The organism is Bacteroidota bacterium, assembly GCA_016720935.1.
Lineage (GTDB): Bacteria > Bacteroidota > Bacteroidia > AKYH767-A > 2013-40CM-41-45 > JADKJP01.
In genome coordinates this window covers 786,127-807,054 of sequence record JADKJP010000007.1, presented here as the reverse complement: position 1 = coordinate 807,054, position 20,928 = coordinate 786,127, and the positions used below count along the sequence as shown (strand labels likewise).

14 protein-coding genes are annotated in these 20,928 nt (G+C 39.4%); 12 read left to right on the top strand and 2 right to left on the bottom strand.

From position 1 onward, the window contains the following. Positions 1–126 precede the first annotated feature (126 nt). Positions 127–1,323 (bottom strand): glutamyl-tRNA reductase, encoded by a 1,197-nt coding sequence (gene hemA, locus IPP86_17410; protein ID MBL0140278.1) that lies wholly within the window; start codon positions 1,321–1,323, stop codon positions 127–129. 618 nt (positions 1,324–1,941) lie between these two features. Between hemA and IPP86_17405 the strand changes: the two genes are divergently transcribed. From IPP86_17405 to IPP86_17350, 12 genes are all read left to right on the top strand, one after another. Next, complete coding sequence (locus tag IPP86_17405) at positions 1,942–2,640, top strand: hypothetical protein (protein ID MBL0140277.1); 699 nt, start codon at positions 1,942–1,944, stop codon at positions 2,638–2,640. 236 nt (positions 2,641–2,876) lie between these two features. Beyond that, positions 2,877–4,049, top strand: coding sequence for a hypothetical protein (locus tag IPP86_17400; protein MBL0140276.1), 1,173 nt, complete (start codon positions 2,877–2,879; stop codon positions 4,047–4,049). Positions 4,050–4,306: 257 nt separating this feature from the next. Continuing rightward, complete coding sequence (locus tag IPP86_17395) at positions 4,307–5,305, top strand: hypothetical protein (protein MBL0140275.1); 999 nt, start codon at positions 4,307–4,309, stop codon at positions 5,303–5,305. Positions 5,306–5,354: 49 nt separating this feature from the next. Beyond that, entirely contained in the window at positions 5,355–7,316 is a 1,962-nt protein-coding gene (locus tag IPP86_17390; GenBank protein MBL0140274.1) for a hypothetical protein, read from the top strand. Between the two features lie 11 nt (positions 7,317–7,327). Continuing rightward, the gene (locus IPP86_17385) at positions 7,328–8,347 is read left to right on the top strand and encodes a cytochrome c3 family protein (protein ID MBL0140273.1); all 1,020 of its coding nucleotides are present in this window, start codon (positions 7,328–7,330) and stop codon (positions 8,345–8,347) included. Positions 8,348–8,835: 488 nt separating this feature from the next. Then, on the top strand, positions 8,836–11,997 hold the full coding sequence (gene ccsA / locus IPP86_17380; protein MBL0140272.1) for a cytochrome c biogenesis protein CcsA: 3,162 nt from the start codon (positions 8,836–8,838) through the stop codon (positions 11,995–11,997). Positions 11,998–12,024: 27 nt separating this feature from the next. Next, the gene (locus IPP86_17375) at positions 12,025–13,077 is read left to right on the top strand and encodes an SH3-like domain-containing protein (GenBank protein MBL0140271.1); all 1,053 of its coding nucleotides are present in this window, start codon (positions 12,025–12,027) and stop codon (positions 13,075–13,077) included. Positions 13,078–13,096: 19 nt separating this feature from the next. Next, positions 13,097–13,672, top strand: coding sequence for a tetratricopeptide repeat protein (locus IPP86_17370; GenBank protein ID MBL0140270.1), 576 nt, complete (start codon positions 13,097–13,099; stop codon positions 13,670–13,672). Between the two features lie 26 nt (positions 13,673–13,698). Further along, positions 13,699–14,715, top strand: coding sequence for an OB-fold nucleic acid binding domain-containing protein (locus IPP86_17365; GenBank protein ID MBL0140269.1), 1,017 nt, complete (start codon positions 13,699–13,701; stop codon positions 14,713–14,715). 205 nt (positions 14,716–14,920) lie between these two features. Further along, on the top strand, positions 14,921–15,061 hold the full coding sequence (locus IPP86_17360; GenBank protein MBL0140268.1) for a hypothetical protein: 141 nt from the start codon (positions 14,921–14,923) through the stop codon (positions 15,059–15,061). A gap of 523 nt (positions 15,062–15,584) precedes the next feature. Then, complete coding sequence (locus IPP86_17355) at positions 15,585–17,774, top strand: peptidase domain-containing ABC transporter (GenBank protein ID MBL0140267.1); 2,190 nt, start codon at positions 15,585–15,587, stop codon at positions 17,772–17,774. A gap of 87 nt (positions 17,775–17,861) precedes the next feature. Next, positions 17,862–19,130: a hypothetical protein gene (locus IPP86_17350; protein ID MBL0140266.1), complete on the top strand. Its 1,269-nt coding sequence runs from the start codon at positions 17,862–17,864 to the stop codon at positions 19,128–19,130. 42 nt (positions 19,131–19,172) lie between these two features. Here IPP86_17350 and IPP86_17345 read toward each other — a convergent pair whose 3' ends face one another. Then, positions 19,173–20,777, bottom strand: coding sequence for a peptide chain release factor 3 (locus IPP86_17345; protein ID MBL0140265.1), 1,605 nt, complete (start codon positions 20,775–20,777; stop codon positions 19,173–19,175). Between the last annotated feature and the right edge of the window lie 151 nt (positions 20,778–20,928).

The window sequence follows — 20,928 nt, the reverse complement described above, 5'->3', positions numbered from 1 at the left end:
ATAATTGAATGGAAAACCGTACTGGTGTTTTGACAAACACCTTTTGCAGGCTGTATATTCAGCCTGCTGTTATGTCTGTATTTGAATTCCCGCCATATGCTGAGCTTGCGTTCCTTAGATCCGATGCTAAACCGCCTGAGCATATTGCATGAATTGGTCAACTACTTTATCGGGTTCAAATTCGAAATCCTTATTCTGTTTCAAATTGAGTACAAAAGCCTGGATTGTTTTATTCACCAATTCGTCTTTCACTTCCGGATCCAATTTTGAAAGATGCGGGCAATATCTGCTCACTTCAATCAATGTGCTTTTCAAAGAAACGATCTGATCTCTTTTTTTGTAAAAATTATTCCAGTCAACAAATGAAGAAATATGGTTATTGATAATTTCATTGGCGATTGGAAGATATGTTTTTCTGTTTTCCAGTGATTTGTCAAGGATTGCAGAAATTGAATCGATGTCCAGTACTTCGGTCATATTATTGGTCTTGCATTCCGGATGTACTGTTTGAGGAATGGAAAGATCAAGAATAAGTTTTGTTTTCGCGTTTCGAAGTATTTCAGGTGTAACAATGTATTTGTGTGATGTCGCGCTGAGGATCACTACATCGTAATCCTGAAGGCTTGTGCTGATATGCTCATAAGGCAAAATTCCAAATCCATGTTCATTGGCAATTTCCCAAGCGGTGGAATAAGTACGGTTTGAAACTGTCAATTCATAATCCGGAAGATAGTGTTTGATGTTTTTTGAAATGTTATTCCCAAATTTACCGGTACCGATGAGCAGACATTTTGTTGTGCGGTCGCCGATTTTATCTTTCAGAATTTCAATTGTTGCGTAAGAAGCGGAGACTGTGCCTTTACTTAAATCAGTTTTTGTTTTTACTTCTTTCGAAGCCTGAATGCAAATATTTGCCATTCTTTCAAAAACCGGACTCAGTAAGCCATTCTCTTTTGAGAATTTGCAAGCATTTTTAAATTGACCCAATACCTGATAATCGCCTAGAATTTGTGAGTCAAGTCCTGATGCAACATTGAAAATGTGGGTGAGGGCGTCAGTGGATGTTTTAACGAATTTGAAAGTATCCAAAAGTATTTTTGGTTGGTTACACACTGTAGTAATAATTTCTTCAGCGTAAGCGATAGATCCTACTCCGTAAACTTCTGTTCTGTTACAGGTGCTCAAAACAACAAAATCTTTGAACTGATAGTTCTTTGCCAATTCAAAGCATTCGATTTGTTTTTCTGCAGATATAGAAAACGCGCTACGTGTAGTGACGTCCGCATTCTTAAAAGAAATCCCGATTACAAATGTGTTTTCCATGAATATTCAGATAGATTATTTGGATACAAATTTCACCTAACAAATATGGGTCCACAGGATAAAAATTTGTATGATGGGAGTCATACAGCAGGCTGATTTATATCTTGCTATTCTGTTGCGAAAGCGCAGCTTTTACAGGCTTTTCTTCACTCTCAATTTTGGAGGAAATGAAATTAGTTCAGACGTTAAAAAAATTGAATAGAAATGTTGCGAAAATCTATTTGTAAAAAAATTAATCAGGGTTTTCTTATTATATATATGTATAGAAGTGAAAACATTTTTTTGCATCGTTTTAAAAAGAAAGCATTTGTCATTACATCTGTATGATAGTCGTCATTTTGATCATGTAAAGGTGATGATTTCTGTACTTTTTATGAATGAAAAATCAATTTTCCTCGCCTCTGTAAAGTGCAGAAATACAGGAGTTTGCGACACAATATTTTTATCTGAAATACTCAAGTTTGCGTTTTAGCAGAATTATTTCAGTCTAAAATCAACAACATAAGTGGTTTCTCTCATTGATTTCAGAGAAGGGTGAGTAGATATTTGTGTCATAGAATTGACATAAAATAATTCTCTGATAAAAACATCATCCAGTAATCACTAAAAAATAAAATTATGAAAAAGCTTATCATTTCAGCAGCGTTTGGTTTAATGATACCACTAATGGGAATGGCACAATCTACATTAGGCCCAGGTGTAATGGGAACATCATTGACTGTTGCAGGATTACCACACAACTTTGCATCTGATGCTTGGAACGCCTACAATTACACAACTACATTAGGTCAGCAAATTTGCCAACCTTGCCACACTCCACACAATGCAATTCCATTATCTCTTGCTCCACTGTGGAATCACCAGTATTCAACTGCGACTTACACTTTCTATCAAAGTATTAAAGATGGATCAACAATGGGTGTAACAGCTATTGATGGTACTTCTAAATTATGTTTGGCTTGTCACGACGGAACAGTTGCTCTTGGATCATTTGGTGGACAAGTTGGAACACAATTCATTTCTGGTGGTGCTGATCTTTCAGCTGATTTGAGTAATGACCATCCGGTTTCTATTGACTATGCTGCTTCTTTAGCAGGTGGTTACGGTGGTTTGCAAGCAACTACTTATCTTTATTCTACATTTGATACTTTGAACTTAACCTACACTCCTGGAACAAGAGCGGTTTCTACAATGTTGGATGCAACAGGTAAAGTACAATGTACTAGCTGCCATGGTGCACACAGTAACTCCAGAGGTTATCAATTGAGAATGAGTAACAGAGGTTCTGCACTTTGTTTAGCTTGCCATAAAAAATAATTCTGCAGGTCAGAGAAATGGAAAGGGCGATTTAATCGCCCTTTTTTTATGCCCTTTTCCATGCTAACGGCGGCACTTTGTGAGATATTGAATTAAATTTTTGGTATGTGAAAAACATGACAAGTGTCACGTCCGATGTATGAGTAATATTCTGCATTCCCTGCGTGCATCTTATCATATTTACATTCGCTTAGTGATCAGAATAACTATCAGTTCTTGCAATAATAATTGAATTTATGAAACGAGAAATCAACCCTAAAGACCCGGTTAGTCGGCAGACTCACGCCTTTAATAAGGTTATTTTTCAAAAGTTCTTCAACCGGTTGTTGTATTCCGGTTTTGGATTCATTTCCCTGATTGTGTTGTTTTCAGGACTTAGTTCCTGTGGCAAATTCACGACGAAAAAAGATGCACCTAAGTCTTACCTGATTTATCCTAGTCCTCCCGAGGAAGCCAGATTTCAATATCTGACTAAGATTACAACTTCAAATGATATTGGTACAACTCAAAGCAAATTCTCAAAATTGGTGCTGGGGGAAGAAAAGGCGAAAACGATTGTGAAGCCTTATGGAGTCGCGATATATGATGGCAAATTATATGTGTGCGATAACTACGGTGGTGGTATGGAAATTCTCAATCTCGAAGAGAAAAAATTCGATTTCTTTCAACCCAGAGGTAAAGGACAGATGAAAACGCCAATTAATTGTTTTGTGGATAAAGATGGTTTTCTCTATGTGGCTGATGTAGGACGATATGAGATTCTTGTGTATGACAGAAACGGAAATTTTGTAAAAAGTTTTGGCGAGAAGGAAAAATTCAAGCCAGGAGATGTCTACGTTACGGATGACAGGGTATATGTTTCGAATATTGCCAATAGTTGCATTCACGTATACAGTAATGACTCCCTAAATAAGTTATTGTTCACCTTTCCAAAGGCTGAAGATGGCAGGGCTGCAGCATTAGGATTACCTGTTAACATAGCTGTACAAAAGGACAGGATATATGCAGCGGATTTTGGGTATTCCAGGATTAAAATTTATTCTCTCGATGGAACATTAGTGGATACGATAGGCTCAGCAGGCGACAGACCTGGTCAGTTCACTAAATTGAAAGGTATCGCTGTCGATGAAGAGGAGAATATTTTTGCGGTTGATGCAGCATTCGAAAATGTCCAGGTATTTAATAAAAAAGGACAATTGCTGATTGTGCTTGGAGGCCATTATGACGGCCCTGGCGGATTGATGATCCCTGCCAAAGTGATGATTGATTATGACAATCTGAAATACTTCCAAAAGTACGTGGATCCTTCTCTCGACCTGAAATACCTTGTTTTTGTGACCAGCCAATATGGCCCTGATCTCATCAATGTATACGGCAGAGTGGAGCCAAAGGTGAAGTCTGCTAAATAACCATAGCAGAAAACCAGCCATTATTGATTGTTTATCATTGGTTGATTTATAAATGAGTACACGAAGCCTGTGACAATTTTTGTTACAGGCTTTTTTTAGAGCCCTTCTAAACCCTGCGCCAGATGGGGAAAGTCATTCTCCAATTTCTCAAAAACTGCTGAAAGTCATATTGCTACCTGCATGAACTTTGTAGTTTTGATCGGATGTGAAAGCGATTTAGTCATGATTTATTACTGTTATTTCCATCCGGGATTTTTATGAGAAGTGCAGGAGAATCGCGAGTCTTCAAGCTTTTGGCTGTTGTCGTTTTCATCACCATCCTGATGTCAGGATGTTCTCCTGAAAAACAATTTCGTATTCTGAATTTTCTCTTTGATGGAGTGCCCAATCCAAACCGGCAAACAGAAGTTGTGGTGACTGTAGATTCACTGAACAATGTTGTTGAGGTTGTCAAAGTGGTGAAGCCGGAGTATTTTATGCATAAGCCTTACGAAGAAGACAATTGCAAAAGTTGTCACGCGGAAGGATTTAGTAATGCTCTGTTGAAACCTTTACCGGAATTGTGTTTTACCTGCCATGACAATTTCAATGAAAAATATAAAATTCTACATGGCCCGGTTGGCTCCGGAAATTGTATGTCCTGTCACGATCAGCACATGACCAAGTTCAGCAAACTTTTAACTCGTGATGGACAGGATGTTTGTTTTTATTGCCATTCTCCTGTGGAGATAATGAAAAACAAAATGCACGAAAAGATCGAAGACAAATCCTGCACGACATGTCATAATCCCCATGGCGGTGAAAACACGGGTTTGCTTACCGGTGCAAGTTGTTATTCGTGTCATGAAAATTTCAATTCGAAATTCAACCATCTCCATGGTCCGGTCGCTGTTGAGAGTTGTACTACCTGTCATGATTCGCATACATCAAAAAAACCAAAATACCTTGTAAAGGAAGGACAACAATTGTGCTTTAGCTGCCACAATTCAGAGTTGGTCTTTGACAATCCAGTACATAAGAAAAACAAAAAGGCAAATTGTACCCAATGTCATAATCCTCATGGTGGCGGTGATCGTTTCATACTTGTGCAGTCTCTCATGCCATTAAAAACCTTAGAGGTCGAACAGCCCGCAAATGTGATACATGCGACGGATACCATTAAAGAGCTAAAGGACACAGTGATTGTAAGACAGGATACATTGCAGCAAAATGAGCTGCTGCCTGCAGTTGAGCCGGATACGCTTCAAAAACAATAAACAAAAATTTGCTTTGAATTAAAATATGAAATTTGAAAATTAGTAAGTAGTGAAAAAAGTTAAATCCATATTGTTTTATTTGCTCCTGATGGGAATGAGTGCTTATTCCCAAACAGATCAAAGTCCATTCAAAATATGGAGACTCACTTCTTTGTCAGGCCAGGTAAGTTTGAGGGGTAATTACAGAGAATCCGAAACCTGGAACGGCGGTTTTTACAACAAACATTCGGAGTCCTACCTGAATGGAATTCTACAGGGTCGCACACAAAGTTATTTTGTGCATCCGAATTTTATGCTGGTGAATTTTAACGGAATATTCAACCCTGAAACAAGAAGAAGCAGTTATATCGGTCTTCCTGATAATTCAGAGAAGAATACGAATGAAGGATGGGATGCTTCCGCGCAATTTTTCAGAAAGAAGAGTTTTACACTGACTACCAATGCGAGTGTATACAATAGTCTGCAAAACATCGACAACATTACAAGGATCAGCTCCAAGAGCAATTACAAAGGAGCTACATTCAGTTATTTGAATAAAGTAATGCCTTTTACTTTGGGTTTTTCTCATCAAAAAAATAATCAAAGAATTCTGGATACAGAACGGAGTTTCAAAGTTGACCAGTATTTGTACCAGGCTACCGCTAATAAATCCTTCAGTGAGCTGGATTACCATTCCTTTATGTATCTGCATACGGACAATACCAGTTTGCAAAACGATGTTGGCTTTATTACGCCAAGCAGAATTATCAACAATATTGATTTCTTTGAATTGAATAATGAAGTTTCTTTTGACTCGAAAAAGCATGTTACGTTTTCTTCTTCCTTGGCGAAGACGACTGACAAGGGTACGAATCGCTTTGATAATTTCGCGATGCAGGAAAATCTGAATTTTCGTTTGCCAAAACGTTTTGTTCTTACCAATAGTTATAACCTTCGTAAAACGAAGCAAGTGATTGAGGACTACAATTATCAACGATTTGAAAGCGCTTTGGGTCATCAGCTTTATGAAAGTTTGTTTTCACGCGTGGCATGGGAATACAGCGAGTCCGACCAAAGTACCTATCTCGAAAAAAGAAATCGGACCAGTGTTGATTTGAAATATGTAAAAAATTTGAGGAATGGGAAATTATGGCTGTCGTATATCTACTACAATGAATACCAGGAAGTGGAAGCGCATCCTTCAACAGTAAATATTATTCGTGAGGAAAAGATCCTAGCCGATAACCAGATTACACTGCTGAATAATCAGTATGTAAATATTGAATCGATTGTCGTGAAAAATATTAATGGCAGTACAGTTTATCAGTTGAATATTGATTATATCGTAGTGGACAGGAGCCCTTATGCGGAAATAATCAGAATCCCAGGTGGATTGATTCCGAATAATGCTCTTGTGTATGTAGATTATTCGGCACATAAACCGAATGGATTTTATTCCATGAACAATAACAATGTGAATGTGGACCTGTGGTTGTTTAAAGATTTACTCAATGTGTACTATCGTTACAATACTCAGGGATATAGCGACCAAAGCAAGACAGAAACTCAGGCACTAAATTATTTTACCAGACATGTTGTTGGTTTCCGTCTCGATTTCTACTATCTGAAAGCAGGAGCGGAGTACGAATATACACGCAGCAGTTTGCTTCCGTATGAAGGCATCAAGTACTTTGTGAATTACCAGAAAATGTATCGCAAAATTTACATTACGTTCAATGGAAATTATACCGATTACCAGATGAACAATGAGCTTGCAAGGAGACGGGATATTGATCTGTCCTCAAAAGTAGCATATTCTGTAACCGAAAATTTAAAAGTTAACGTGGATTATATGTACCGTTCCATGAATGGAATTGGGGTGGATATTGATGTTCATACAGCGAAACTTGAACTCTCTACCAATCTGCATAATCTGTTTTTGTCTGCGGGTACCGAGTTGTACTGGAATCAAAGTGTCAACAGTAAGACGAAATATAAAGGGGCATATATTCAGTTAGCAAGAAATTTCTAATGCAAAAAATTATGAAACGACTGTTTGTAATTCTGGCAATACTTTTATCAGGTATTCAACCAAAAGTTGCCGGGCAAATTACGTCTGTGACCAATAGTTGCCTGGACTGTCATGGGAAGTTAACAGAGAAGAAGGTTGTGCACAAGCCGGTGATGTACGAATGTGATAAGTGCCATCAGAGCAATGGTGAGGTGCATCCGAAGGAAGATGTGGAAGGCTTTAAACTGGTGAAAGATGTCCCTGCCTTGTGTTTTTCTTGTCATGAAGAAAAAAATATTATGAAAGAAGTGGTACATTCTCCGTTAAAAGAGGGGGATTGTTTTTCCTGTCATGATGTACACAGTTCAAAGAATGAGGGCCTCCTGTCCGCAAAACCTCCGGGCTTGTGTTATTCCTGTCACAATGATTTACAAACATCAGTTGAAGCAGCCGCGGTTCAACATGGAGCTCTGAAGGATAATAAATCATGTGTGAGCTGTCATTCACCACATTCTTCACCGGAAAAGAGAATGATTATTTCACCGGAACCGGATATCTGTTTGTCCTGTCATGATAAGCCTATTGCTTCCGGTGACCGGATTATTAAGGACATGAAAAAGATGATCACAAAGAGTAAATACGTTCATGGTGCGATTGAAAATAACGGTTGTTCTGTTTGCCATAGTCCGCATTATTCTGAAAATAAAAATTTACTCGTTAAATCATTTCCTGCCGGCAATTACGCGGCAGCTCAGAAGCTGAATTATGCACTTTGCCTTGATTGCCATGAAAGTTCTTTGTATGAAGAAGCTGAGACTTCAGAGGCTACCGGTTTCAGGAACGGAGAGAAGAATATGCATTTCCTGCATGTAAACAAGGAGAAGGGAAGAAATTGTGTGAATTGTCATGACGTGCATGCGTCCAATAATCTATTTCTCATCGCGGACCAGGTAAAATTCGGTGAATGGGAAATGCCGATAAAATTTGTGAAACTTCCTAAAGGTGGCAGTTGCGCTCCCGGCTGTCATAGTGAAAAGAGCTACGTTAGGTAAGGGCTTCTGATTTCAAAGTATACGCTTTGTATTCATATTGTCCTGATTGATTTTTCCGATCCGTATTGCTTAAGCAACGGGTTCCTGGTTCGTATTTTCAGTGTAAGTTATTTTCTGAATGATCAGGCAGAGTTCCTTGATGTGTTTTTCCAGAGAGTAAAAGACTGAATTAAGGTCATCTTTTTTGACCTTGGTAATATGATGACTGTCATGTTAAAAAACCTCAGGTATCCCCATTTTTGATAGTAATTAATAGGAGAAGGCCTTATTTATTCATTGGTTCATTGTATTGCAAATTAAGGGGTTATGAGGGGTTTGAGTGGATTGAAAAGATTTCCTGAAGAGGAAAATGAAAGGACGAATGATTGTGGTTCTAAGTTCATTCAGATCCCTTCTTTTAAAAGCAAAACTCCGGATGTATAGCGAGAAGCCAAAGATGAATATGCTTGCAGGTGATGGAATCTAAATTAAGTTTATAGAATAATATTATGAAACGTATTTCAGGTGTTTTGTTTTCCTCGAAGACAATGGTTGTGTTGCTGATCGCGCTTGCGGTGGCTATGGCATCCGGAACATTTCTGGAGGACAAATACGATACAGTAACAGCAAGAGTATTGATTTATAACTCATGGTGGTTTGAACTCATGTTTTTATTGCTTGCATTAAACTTTATAGGCCATATTAAACCATTTCACATGTTTCGCAGAGAGCGGGTTGGTGGAGTGATCTTTCACCTCGCTTTTATTGTGATGATACTTGGGGCAGGTGTAACGAGGTATTTTGGCTATGAAGGTAATATGCACATTCGTGAAGGTGAATCTTCCAATATCCTCTACAGTTCGGATCCGTTCATGATGATATCTGTGAAAGAGAAAGATGGAATGCATGAGAAAATAATCCCGGTGAATTTTAGTCCGTATCTGAAAAATAAATTCCAGGCTACTATCGATGCTGAAGGGAAAGGAAAAATTTCTGTTGAATGCAAAGGTTATATCGCCAATGCTGTTGAGAAGGTTGAGGAGAATTCAGAAGGAGGAACTGATTTGCTGGAATTGGTGGTAGCATCTGAAACCGGTCGTAAGAAAGAATTTATTCCAAGTGGTGAATCCTTGAAGATCGGTCAGATTACGATTGCATTTAATAGCGACAAGTTTCCCGGTGCAATCAGGGTGAATGAGAAGGATGGTATGCTGACATTAATTTCTCCCTTTGAAATCACACAATCAAACATGGCTGAAAAGACCAGTGTGACCATTCCTTCGGATTCTACAGCTGAATTTGTCAAAGGCAGATTGTACAATGTGCAGGACGCGGTTTTCTTTTTTGCAAACAATTACCATAGAGCTACTCGTAAACTCGTGAGTTCAGATGGTGAAGAAACCGGTTCTGATGCTTTGGATCTGGCTATATCAGACGGCGCGAAGACGGAAAATGTTCAGCTCTTGTTTTCTCCTGACCAGGTTGCTGAATATTCAACTTTCAAAGTGGATGGCTTTCCGATAAATATCGCTTATGGAAAAAAGGAAATCAAACTTCCGTTCTCCATATTCCTGAAGAAGTTCATCCTGGAGCGTTACGCGGGATCTGAAAGTCCTTCATCGTATGCCAGCGAAGTGATGGTTGTAGACAGCAGAACAGGAATAAAACTGAACCATCGTATTTTCATGAACAATGTGTTGGACTATGATCAATTCCGTTTTTTTCAATCTTCGTATGATCAAGATGAAAAGGGAACGATTCTTTCCGTAAATCATGATTTTTGGGGCACATGGATTTCCTACATAGGTTACATTTTGCTTACCCTGGGATTCATCATTACACTCTTCAATCGTCGTTCACGATTCCTTACTCTCAGACACAATATCGCGATTCTTCGCAGAAGCAGAAAAGCGATTTTGCCTTTGTTTGCTTTGCTTGCACTGAGCACAACTGTGTTTGGAGAAGAGAAAGTATTGCCCGTTGTCAACGCGGAGCATGCTGAAAAATTTGGACATCTGGTTACTCAGACCATTGATGGACGATTTGAACCGGTGAATTCTCTTGCTTACGATGTCCTGCATAAAATTACCCGAAAGGATAAGTTTTTTATTGAAGAAAGAGGGGAGATGGATGCCATGCAGGTATTCATGGACATGATGCTGAATCCGGAATTCTGGAAAAAGCAGAAACTAGTCTACATCAAAGAACAATCTGTCAGGGATTTGATTGGAATTAATACCAAAACCGCTTCATTCCTGGATTTCTTTGATGAAAAATCACAATACAAATTGCAGAGTTACGCTGAATCTGCGTTCCGGAAGAAACCTGTTGAACGAAATAATTTCGACAAGGAAATAATTAAAGTGGATGAACGCATGAATGTGTTCATGATGGTTTTTCAGGTAAATATTCTGAAGATTTTTCCTGAACAGAATTCGCCGAATAATAAGTGGGTGAGTTGGGATGAAAAAGCCGCGAATGTACCACTGCAGGGAGTTGTGAAAGTAATCAACCAGGATTTGCAATTGCCAGTTCTTAATTACAACAACCTGATGCGGGAATATTTCAGGGAAGTTTTGAAAAGTATGGAGTCGGGTGATTATACACGTCCGGAAAAGATTCTTGTTTATATCTCAGGAATTCAGCGCCAGGGAAAAGACGCCGGTTTGTTGCCTTCTGAAAGTAAAATCAACCTCGAAATATATTACAACAAAGCCCAGATTTTTATTGTGCTGCGTAATGTTTATTCTGTACTCAGCCTTGTGCTCTTGTTGCTTGCCTTTATTGACAATGTAAAAACCAAAAAAAGCAAACTGATCACTGTGATGCTGAATGTAAGCATCTTCCTGCTCGGGTTGGCATTTTTGTATCACACCTTCGGAATGGCGCTGAGATCTTATCTTCTGGGATACGCGCCATGGAGCAATGGTTACGAAGCTTTGTTGTTGGTCGCCTGGGGAACATTGCTGGCCGGGTTCAGCTTTATCCGTTATTCCAAGATCACACTGGCAGCTACATCCTTATTGGCATTTTTTATATTGATGACAGCAAGTCACAGCAGTTATGATCCGCAACTTACAAATCTCACACCTGTATTGAAATCGTACTGGTTGATTATTCACGTGGCAGTGCTTACCATTAGTTATGGATTTCTCGGTTTAGGATTTGTATTGGGGATCATGAATCTTTTCCTCTATATTTTTAAAACAAAAGAGAACCACAAACGACTGGATATGCTTATTCTCGAATTAACACATATCAACGAGATGAACATGACTATAGGAATTGTGCTCGCGACAGTCGGTACTTTTCTTGGAGGTGTTTGGGCGAATGAATCCTGGGGAAGGTATTGGGGATGGGACGCGAAAGAAACCTGGGCTTTGATCATTGTCATCACTTATACCTTATTGTTGCACTTACGATTCATTCCTAAATTAAGCGGAAAATATCTCTTTAATGTTGCCTCAGTACTAAGTTATGGAAGTGTACTGATGACATTTTTCGGAGTGAATTATTTTCTCTCAAAAGGAATGCATAGTTATGGTGCAGGTGATCATGCAATATTCCCGGTTTGGGCCTGGATCGCGATTTTCTCTATAGTTCTATTAATGGTTATCGCGAAAATCCGGGATTCAAGAATTCACAATCACATAGATTCAAATACACATTGATTTCTCATATTAGAAAATAATTATCCAATGAAAAATATAGTATTCTTAGCGATTCTGATTTCCTTTTTCACCGCTTGTCAATCTGATCAACAGTCAGGCCAATCCGCCACGAAATCAGGTGTACACATGGCAGTGGTAAAAGAAGTTTTGCAAACCAATCAATATACTTACCTGAATGTGATGGAAGATGGAAAGGAAGCCTGGCTTGCTTTACCAAAAATGCAGGCGACTGCCGGCGAGACGTACTATTACAAAGATGGTTTAGTAATGAAAAATTTTGTGAGTAAAGAGCTGAACAAAACCTTTGACGAAATCCTGTTTCTGGATAATATCAGTAGCAGTCCGGAAATAGCTGAGAAGACTGAAACCCCGGCAATGCAAGAAGAAGCAAATGTTTCAACCGGCGGAATGTCGGATGCGGCACCTGTAACTTCAGAAGAAGCTGTTCCTTCGGCGATGCATACCGTCGTTGTAAAAGAAGTATTACAGACTAATCAGTATACGTATTTAAGGGCAGCAGAAGGCGGTAAAGACATTTGGCTTGCTGTGACCAAGATGGAAGCTTCAATTGGCGATACGTATTATTTCCAGGGTGGATTGAAAATGACTGCATTTGCAAGTAAGGAGTTGAAAAGAACTTTCGATGAAGTATATTTTGTTGACAATCTTTCCAAGCATCCGGGTGCGACTACCGCTGTGGCAGAAGTAAACACGCAAAATAAACAAGCTGTTTCAACCGGTTCATCTGTTCAACCTGAAAAGAAGGAAGTGAGTGTTAAACACGATAAAGACGATATCACGATTGCAAGTCTTTATGAGAACAAAGCGAAATATGCCGGGAAATCCATCAAAGTAAAAGGACAGGTTACAAAATTCAATTCCGGAATCATGAAGAAGAACTGGATCCATTTGCAGGATGGAACTGATTTTTCAGGAAAGTTTGATTTAGTTGTCACAACTGACCAGGAGGTCAAAGTCGGGGATAAGATTACAGTTGAAGGAACGATTACTCTTGACAAAGATTTTGGCTTCGGATATTACTATGAAGTATTGATGGAAGATGTCAAAATAAGTAAATGAACTCTTAAAGTTTATTGATATGTTACCCAGATTCTTTATTGGAATAATGTTTATTTCATTTTCTGTTTTCGCTGCATGCAATTCCGAACAGGAAAGAAAAATTCCGGACGCTCCGGCGGTTGAGCAACCCGTCAATGATTTTGCACTCCTGGAAGAGGAGCTAAGCAAGGATACTTCAAATATTGAAATGAGAACCATGCTGGCTACGAGATATTATTCATCAGGAGATCTGATTAAAGCTGCCTATCATTTCTTGAAAATATATAACCAGGATCCAAAGAATTATGCAGCCTTAACCAACCTCGGTAATATTTATTACGATAGTCAGCAGGATACCAAAGCTATTGAGTTCTATGAAAAAGCACTGGCGATTGATCCTGCCGATATCAATATCCGTTGCGATCTGGCAACCTGTTATTCCAATGTCAATAAAATGAAAAAGGCGATACAGATCCTTGAAGAAAATATTCGAATCGATGCCCGCCATAGTAAGTCTCATCATAATCTCTCTGTTATCCTCAGGAAAAATGGCGATATCGAGAGAGCGGATAAGGAGTTGGCTATTTATAAATCGCTTTCCGGAAATGCTCAGTAATTAATTCTGTATAATAATTCTACAAAATGAAAATTCTTCAGAGTCTCCTGCTTGTTTTGGTTTTGTTGATCACCGGTGCTGTATTTGCACAGGAGTCTCCGCGTTATTACAAACACAAAGTAGTTCTTGATTCCGTTTTGCAGACAAAGAACTACACTTACCTGAAAGTAAAAGAAGTAATAGACGGAAAGGATTCTTCATTGTGGCTTGCATTGCCTTTGGTAGAGCCAACTGTAGGGATGAACTACTACTATGAAAGTGGTCTGCAAATGGGAGAATTTCAAAGTAAAGAACTGAACCGAACCTTTAGTGACATCTTATTTCTTGGTGGATTGAGCACCAGCCCTGAATTTTCAAGCAAAACAATTATTCCTGTTCCTGTTACTGCAGCGGATACCGTTCCGATGGATACTACCCCGGTTGTGAAACATACCGTTGTTGTGAAGGAGGTGCTTCAAACAAGCGGCTATTCATATTTGAGAGTTATGGAAGGGGATAAAGAGGAATGGCTGGCCATTGTAAAAATTCCGGCGAAAGTCGGACAGGTTTATACCTATGATGACGCGGCTCCCATGACTAATTTTTTCAGCAAGGAGCTGAACAGAAATTTCAAGGAGATTTTATTTCTCGCGAAACTGACTTTGAAAAAAGAAGAAGAAGAAGGGAAAAATACATCAGGACATGCGAGTGATTCGAGAAAGACTTCAGTGAAAGCTGTTCCTGAGCATGGTATCAAAATAGAAGCGATCCCGGGTGGGACAAGTATCGCGGATTTGTATAACGGCAAACAAGACTTTCGGGGAAAAAGTGTAAAGGTAAAAGGACAGGTTGTGAAATTCAGTTCCGACATCATGGGAAGAAACTGGATTCACCTGCAGGATGGCACACAGTTTTCCGGCAAGTTTGATTTGACAGTCACTTCTGATCAATTTGCAAAAGAAGGAGACGTTATCACGATTGAAGGAATTGTGGATCTGGATAAAGATTTTGGCTCCGGATATTTTTTCGAAGTGATTGTGGAGAAGGCGAAAGTGGTGAAATGAGAATTTTAGTGCTCCTGTTGTGATCAACTGAAAAAGAGATTGATTTTTTAAATTAAAATTTGAATGCGCTGTTGATTTCTATGCACCATTTGTGCATAATTATATTAGGAAATTGCCCTGTTTTTTTGTATACTTGTATGTGATTTAGAACGTTTTTCTTTTATTCGTTTTATTCTTCATGGTCTTATAGTTTAAAATCAAAGTCATGAAAACTCCAAACAAAAAATCAGAAAACATTAAAAAATCCGACAGGAAGTTGGATGCTTCTGAATTGAAAAAAGTGAAAGGTGGACAAACTCCATTGCATCGCAACACTCAAATCAAAGGTAAGGGACAGATTTCATAGAGTTCATTTAGTTGTTCCTGAAACTTTGGAACTGTTAGATGCTTTTTAGGTCAATTCTGAAATATGTAATTTCAGGTAGGGATTATTTTTTAAGAATTGAGTTCATTCTTTTGAATGAAACTCATGTAAGATCTTTGTTCCACAAAATTTGTAATCAAAGCATTTGATAATTCGTTTTTCCTGCTGAACAGGCAAATGAAATTGCATTTTGTCAAAAATACTGAATCATTGCTAAGTGGTAAGATTCAGGCACTTGAATGATTTTTTCTAATTCCTGAGTATGCTCGTTTGCGTTTTTCGCGTGAAATTCCTATGCTTGTTTACTGATTTACCTTTCTATTTGGCCCTTAGTTCTTGTGGAAATAATTATATTTGGCTCAAAGCATACAGGTATATTGGATAATTTGTCAAAACCGTGTGTTTAGAAATGTGGAAGTACTGAAATTCAAACAACATTAAAGAGGCTTTGATTGTTCTTTCAGTTAAGCCAGATTTAGTAGAATTGACTTAAATTGAATCATTTGTGAAGTTAAACAAGTCTTTTCCCTTTATACAACAAACCGGAATGATGGAATGTGGCACGACTTGTCTTGCCATGATTTTCAAGCATTACGGGTATTACAACATTCAGACTTTGCTGACCAAACTCGGTGAAGTCACCACCGAAGGAACCAGTTTGTACAATATGGCCGAACTGGCCGAGCAATTTGGTTTTAAGGCGGATGGTTATGAGTTGCACGCTTACGAACACCTTGCAGAGGTTCAGATGCCCTGCATCGCGCATTATAACGGGGTTCATTTTATTGTTATTTACAAATGGTCCAAAACCCATGTATGGATCGCTGATCCGGCCTATGGAAAGGATAAGCTGACCAAGAAGGAATTCCTCAACCGTTGGAATGGAATCATCCTTGTTGTTGAGCCTACGCCTGAGATTTTTAAGAATAAGGATCTGACCGAAGCGGTAGAAGAATTTATGAAAGAGAAGAAATCTCTCTGGAAGAAATTCTATGCTCCGGTAATCACATCCTTGAAACCTGTTATCATCGAGGTGCTGCTGGCCACATTCTTTTTGCAATTTCTGGGTCTGGCTATTCCGTTCTTCACCCAGCTCATCGTTGATGATGTACTCGTGAACCAGAACAAGCAATTGCTGGTGGCGATCCTTGTCGGGATGTCGGGAATTTTCCTTACGCAGATTCTGTTGATATATGTCCGAAATGTTTTGCTCATACAACTGCAGATTAATTTTGAGCTGGATTTCTTCAGTCGGTTTTTCAGACACTTCATATCGCTCCGGCAGAAGTATTATGACAACAACAAGCGTGAAGATTTTATGGCACGTTTCCAGGAGAATATCACCATCCGTCAGTTGGTCAATCCTGCGGTGATAGAGAGTATCGTGGATATCTTGTTTATCCTGCTTTACCTGCCTGTGTTGTTGTTTTACAATCTGAAGCTTGGATTACTGGCACTGTGTTTTGTGGTGATCTTCTTCATCTTCACTTTATACTATGCGCCGGTGATGCGTCTGCTCGTGTATAAAGTATTTTATAAAAATCTTGAAACACTCGGGGAGTTCCTGGACTCTCTTCTCGGTATCAAAACTGTAAAACTGTTGTCTCTCGAGAATTTTAAATTCTGGCAATGGAAGAACAAGTATAAAAAGGCATTGAATGTGGTCATGGCTTCTGAATCAAAGAACGCGATGCTGCATTCTTTACAGCGCAGTCTGTTTTACCTGAGCCAGATTTCTATTTTCTGGCTGGGTGCCTACATGACCTTCAACAATGAAATCACCATCGGTCAATATCTTGCCTTTACCGCGATTTTTGTGGTGGTGATGAATTCCCTGAACAGTTTGGGTCTGATCTGGTACAACATCACAGAACTTTGGGTCAGTCTTGGCCGTCTCAATGAAGTGTTGATGCAGGAGACAGAGAACACCAACATGCTTGAACTTGTGAATAATTTCACCACGGATAAAATTACCCTTAAGAATTTGCATTTCAAGTACAGCGGTTCCCAGGATGATTATACGATCAAGAATATCAACCTGGAAGTAAACAAGGGAGAATCCATTGGTATTGTTGGAAGAAATGGTTCCGGTAAAACGACCCTCGTAAAATTGCTGGTGAATCTCTATCCGGATTATGAAGGAGAGATTCTTGTTGACCAGCATGAATTAAGAAGAATAAACCCAACCGCATTACGTTCCAAAGTCTTTTTATTCCCTCAGGATATTTATATTTTCTCCGGGACGATAAAAGAGAATATTCAATTCGGTAATCTGGATGCGGATCTTGACGCGATTATTCAGGCCGCGAAGCTTGCGAACCTGCACGATTATGTGAAGAGTTTATACCTTGGTTATAATCACAAAGTAGGGGATACGGGTGGAAATTTATCAGGCGGACAAAAACTTAAAATCGGCTTTGCGCGTTTGTTCCTGAGTAATCCGGATGTGATTATCCTCGATGAAGCCAGCAGTATGCTGGATATTGAGTCGGAGACTATCATCATGAACAATATCCGGACTCATTTCAAAGGGAAGACGATCATTTCCATCGCCCACCGTTTGAACACGCTGAAGAATGCCGACCGCGTTTGGGTGCTTGAACAGGGTGAGATCGTTGAAGATGGACACCACGATGAGCTGATAAAACTTGAAGGGTTGTATTATAAATTTATGAAGACGTATGTCGACTATTGATTTGGTCTGAACAGTGCATTCATCTGATATATAAAAATGAATTGACTGTTTGATTGCTCCGGGAAGATCAAAACAAAATGAAAACACATGGCAGAGACTGACGAATTAGATCCACAACAATACGAACGAATATACTGGGACGAAGATGTTCCGGTGAAAGATGTTCGTAAAAGTGCCCTGCGTAAACTTGTTTACATAGGCGGTGGCTTGTGTCTGTTGTTTTCCATTCTCGCGATCTTTATAAAATTCCCGGATCAGGTAGAACTTCCATTTGTTGTGAAGAGTGATCAGTCTGAAGAAATCTACCGCTTTTCATATCCTGTTTATATCCTTGAAAGTTATACTGAACCCGGGAAAGCGGTTACCAAAGGTCAGACGTTGATGCGTATCACTTCTCCGGAGATCGTAGCGCTTGTCAACAGCTATGTGGAAGCGGAAAAGAATTTGCAGATTTTTTCCAATCAAAAAGTTCTTTCGATCCAAAAGCAAAAAGAAATGATTACCACCCGGATTCGAAAGAACGATTCACGGATTCAGGAGACAGAACACGAATTGCAGGTGCTTGACAGTACCTGGAAGAGCAATTCTGCCAGATTGCAGTACGAGAGTGATGATGCCGCTCAAAAGCATGAACTCAACAAAAAACTTTTTGATGAAGGACATATTTCAAAATATGAACTCGTAGAATCCGAAACAAAAAAACTCAAAGCCGCTGATGCGCTTACCAGTGCACGGCAGGAATACCAAAAAGCCAAATTTAATCTCAGCTCTATGAACGAGCAATCGCTTCTGGATAATAGCAGTTTTGGGGATGAACTTGGAAAATTGGCGATTGATACAAAGTACGATTCTATTTCACTTGTCAATCAATACGAACTGGCAAAAAATAAAATCCGGAATACATTTGGCGATTTTCAACTGGTGGATAATGATCTGATTCTGGTAGCAAAGGGAAATGGAATCGTATCCTATATTTTTGAAGGAGAGAAGCAGCTGAAAGAAGGTGGAATCCTGATAAAAGTGATGTATAGCAGTTCTTCCCTGTATGCCTGGGTGAAAAGTCCGCCTGCATTGGTTGGTCGTGTGAGAGTAAACAACCGTGCAGTCCTGAAAGTTTCTTCATTTCCGTTTTATGAATGGGGAACCATCCAGGGGCATGTCGATAATCTCAGTCTTACTCCTGATGAAAATGGATCTTTCTCTATGAAAGTGAAGATGGATAATTTCGGTCATCTGAAAAACCTTGTTCAGATAGGGATGAATGGGGATCTCACGGTTATTTTGGATGAAAAGACGTTCTATCAATATCTGTTTAATGATATGAAGAAAGTTTATTACGAAGCTACCGCTCAATAAATGGCAGAGTACTCCCAAATCTATTTTTGAATCAGAAAAAAATTACACTTCTGTTTTCTCCCACTGATTAAATTCCGAAGTAGTGTGGAAATGAATTCCTGCCGCGCTTTGCTTGATGAGTTTCATCATCCAGTCATTTTCTGAAAAATAAACAGGACGATTTTCTTTATCGTAAGCAATTGCATTTGCACGTAAGCTGATGAATTGATCCAGTTGGGCATTGGTATCAGCAGTGATCCAGTATGCTTTGTTGAAATTCAGTGTACGGAAATCGCTCTTCGCGCCGTATTCGTGTTCGAGACGGAACTTGATTACATCAAACTGAAGTTCGCCGACAGTACCGATGATTTTCCGGTTACCGGGTTGTTGCGTGAAAAGCTGAGCAACACCTTCTTCGGTTAATTGCTGAATACCTTTTTCAAGCTGCTTTGTTTTGAAAGGGTCTCTGTTTTCAACTTCCTTGAAAATTTCAGGAGAGAAGCTGGGGATACCTGTATAATGAAGCATTTCTCCTTCAGAAAGAGTATCGCCGATTTTAAAAATTCCATTGTCGTATAAACCCACAACATCGCCGGGGAACGCTTCATCGATCAGACTTTTTTCATTGGCCATGAATGTTGTCGGGTTGTTGAAGCGAATTTTCTTTTCGGTGCGGGTATGGAAGTAAAATTTATTGCGTTCAAATTTTCCTGAACAGATTCTGAGAAAAGCGATCCTGTCGCGGTGATTTGGATCGAGGTTGGCGTGAATTTTAAAAACGAATCCCGAGAATTTATTTTCCGTAGCCTGTACTTCACGTTCTACTGCTTCACGTGAAGAGGGTGGGGGAGCGATCTCCAGGAATGTTTCCAGCATTTCCCGGATTCCGAAATTGTTGATGGCACTCCCAAAGAAAACAGGAGCAAGTAATCCATCGCGGTACAATTCGCGATTGAAAGGTTCAAAAACTCCTTCGATCAGGTGAACATCTTCGCGGAGTTTTTCGGTGAATTTTTCTCCGATGAGATCCGCGATTTTTTCATCCTGAAGATTATTGATCTTGGCAATGTTCTCTGAAATCTTTGTCTTGCTTGGTTCAAAGAGATTCATCTGGTTGTTGTACAAACTGTACACGCCCTTGAAGGATTCTCCCTGGCTCACCGGCCATGTGAGCGGACGCACGTGGATCTGCAATTTTTCCTGCAATTCATCGAGCAGATCAAAAGGATCTTTTCCTTCACGATCCATTTTATTGATGAAAATGATCACCGGTGTATTTCTCATCCGGCAGACGTTCATTAGTTTTTCCGTTTGTTCCTCGACACCTTTGATGCAATCCACAACGAGGATAACGGAGTCAACTGCAGTGAGTGTACGATAGGTATCTTCCGCGAAATCTTTGTGACCGGGAGTATCGAGGATATTGACACGATGTCCCATATAATCAAAACCCATTACGGAAGTAGCAACGGAGATTCCCCTTTGCTTTTCAATTTCCATGAAGTCGGAAGTAGCTGTCTTGCGGATTTTATTGCTTTTTACAGCCCCGGCAGTAACAATCGCGCCACCAAAAAGGAGGAATTTCTCGGTCAGCGTTGTTTTACCGGCATCCGGGTGACTAATAATTGCAAATGTTCTGCGTTTGGCGATTTCTTTTTCCAGCTCCATACCTTGATTTCCCGGCATTTATCCCGGGCTTCGATTTGCCGCAAAAGTAGGAGGTTTTTTCGATTTTTTAGGGATAATCTGAGTCAATATTTAATGATGGCGATTTCTACTTCGTAATGGAATTTAAAAATTATTTTTCTGTTGCAGAGTT

Coding starts and splice junctions, on each gene's coding strand:
- hemA (MBL0140278.1), bottom strand. CDS start 1,323: ATGGAAAACACATTTGTAATCGGGATTTCTTTTAAGAATGCGGACGTC.
- IPP86_17405 (MBL0140277.1), top strand. CDS start 1,942: ATGAAAAAGCTTATCATTTCAGCAGCGTTTGGTTTAATGATACCACTA.
- IPP86_17400 (MBL0140276.1), top strand. CDS start 2,877: ATGAAACGAGAAATCAACCCTAAAGACCCGGTTAGTCGGCAGACTCAC.
- IPP86_17395 (MBL0140275.1), top strand. CDS start 4,307: ATGAGAAGTGCAGGAGAATCGCGAGTCTTCAAGCTTTTGGCTGTTGTC.
- IPP86_17385 (MBL0140273.1), top strand. CDS start 7,328: ATGAAACGACTGTTTGTAATTCTGGCAATACTTTTATCAGGTATTCAA.
- ccsA (MBL0140272.1), top strand. CDS start 8,836: ATGAAACGTATTTCAGGTGTTTTGTTTTCCTCGAAGACAATGGTTGTG.
- IPP86_17375 (MBL0140271.1), top strand. CDS start 12,025: ATGAAAAATATAGTATTCTTAGCGATTCTGATTTCCTTTTTCACCGCT.
- IPP86_17370 (MBL0140270.1), top strand. CDS start 13,097: ATGTTACCCAGATTCTTTATTGGAATAATGTTTATTTCATTTTCTGTT.
- IPP86_17365 (MBL0140269.1), top strand. CDS start 13,699: ATGAAAATTCTTCAGAGTCTCCTGCTTGTTTTGGTTTTGTTGATCACC.
- IPP86_17360 (MBL0140268.1), top strand. CDS start 14,921: ATGAAAACTCCAAACAAAAAATCAGAAAACATTAAAAAATCCGACAGG.
- IPP86_17350 (MBL0140266.1), top strand. CDS start 17,862: ATGGCAGAGACTGACGAATTAGATCCACAACAATACGAACGAATATAC.
- IPP86_17345 (MBL0140265.1), bottom strand. CDS start 20,777: ATGGAGCTGGAAAAAGAAATCGCCAAACGCAGAACATTTGCAATTATT.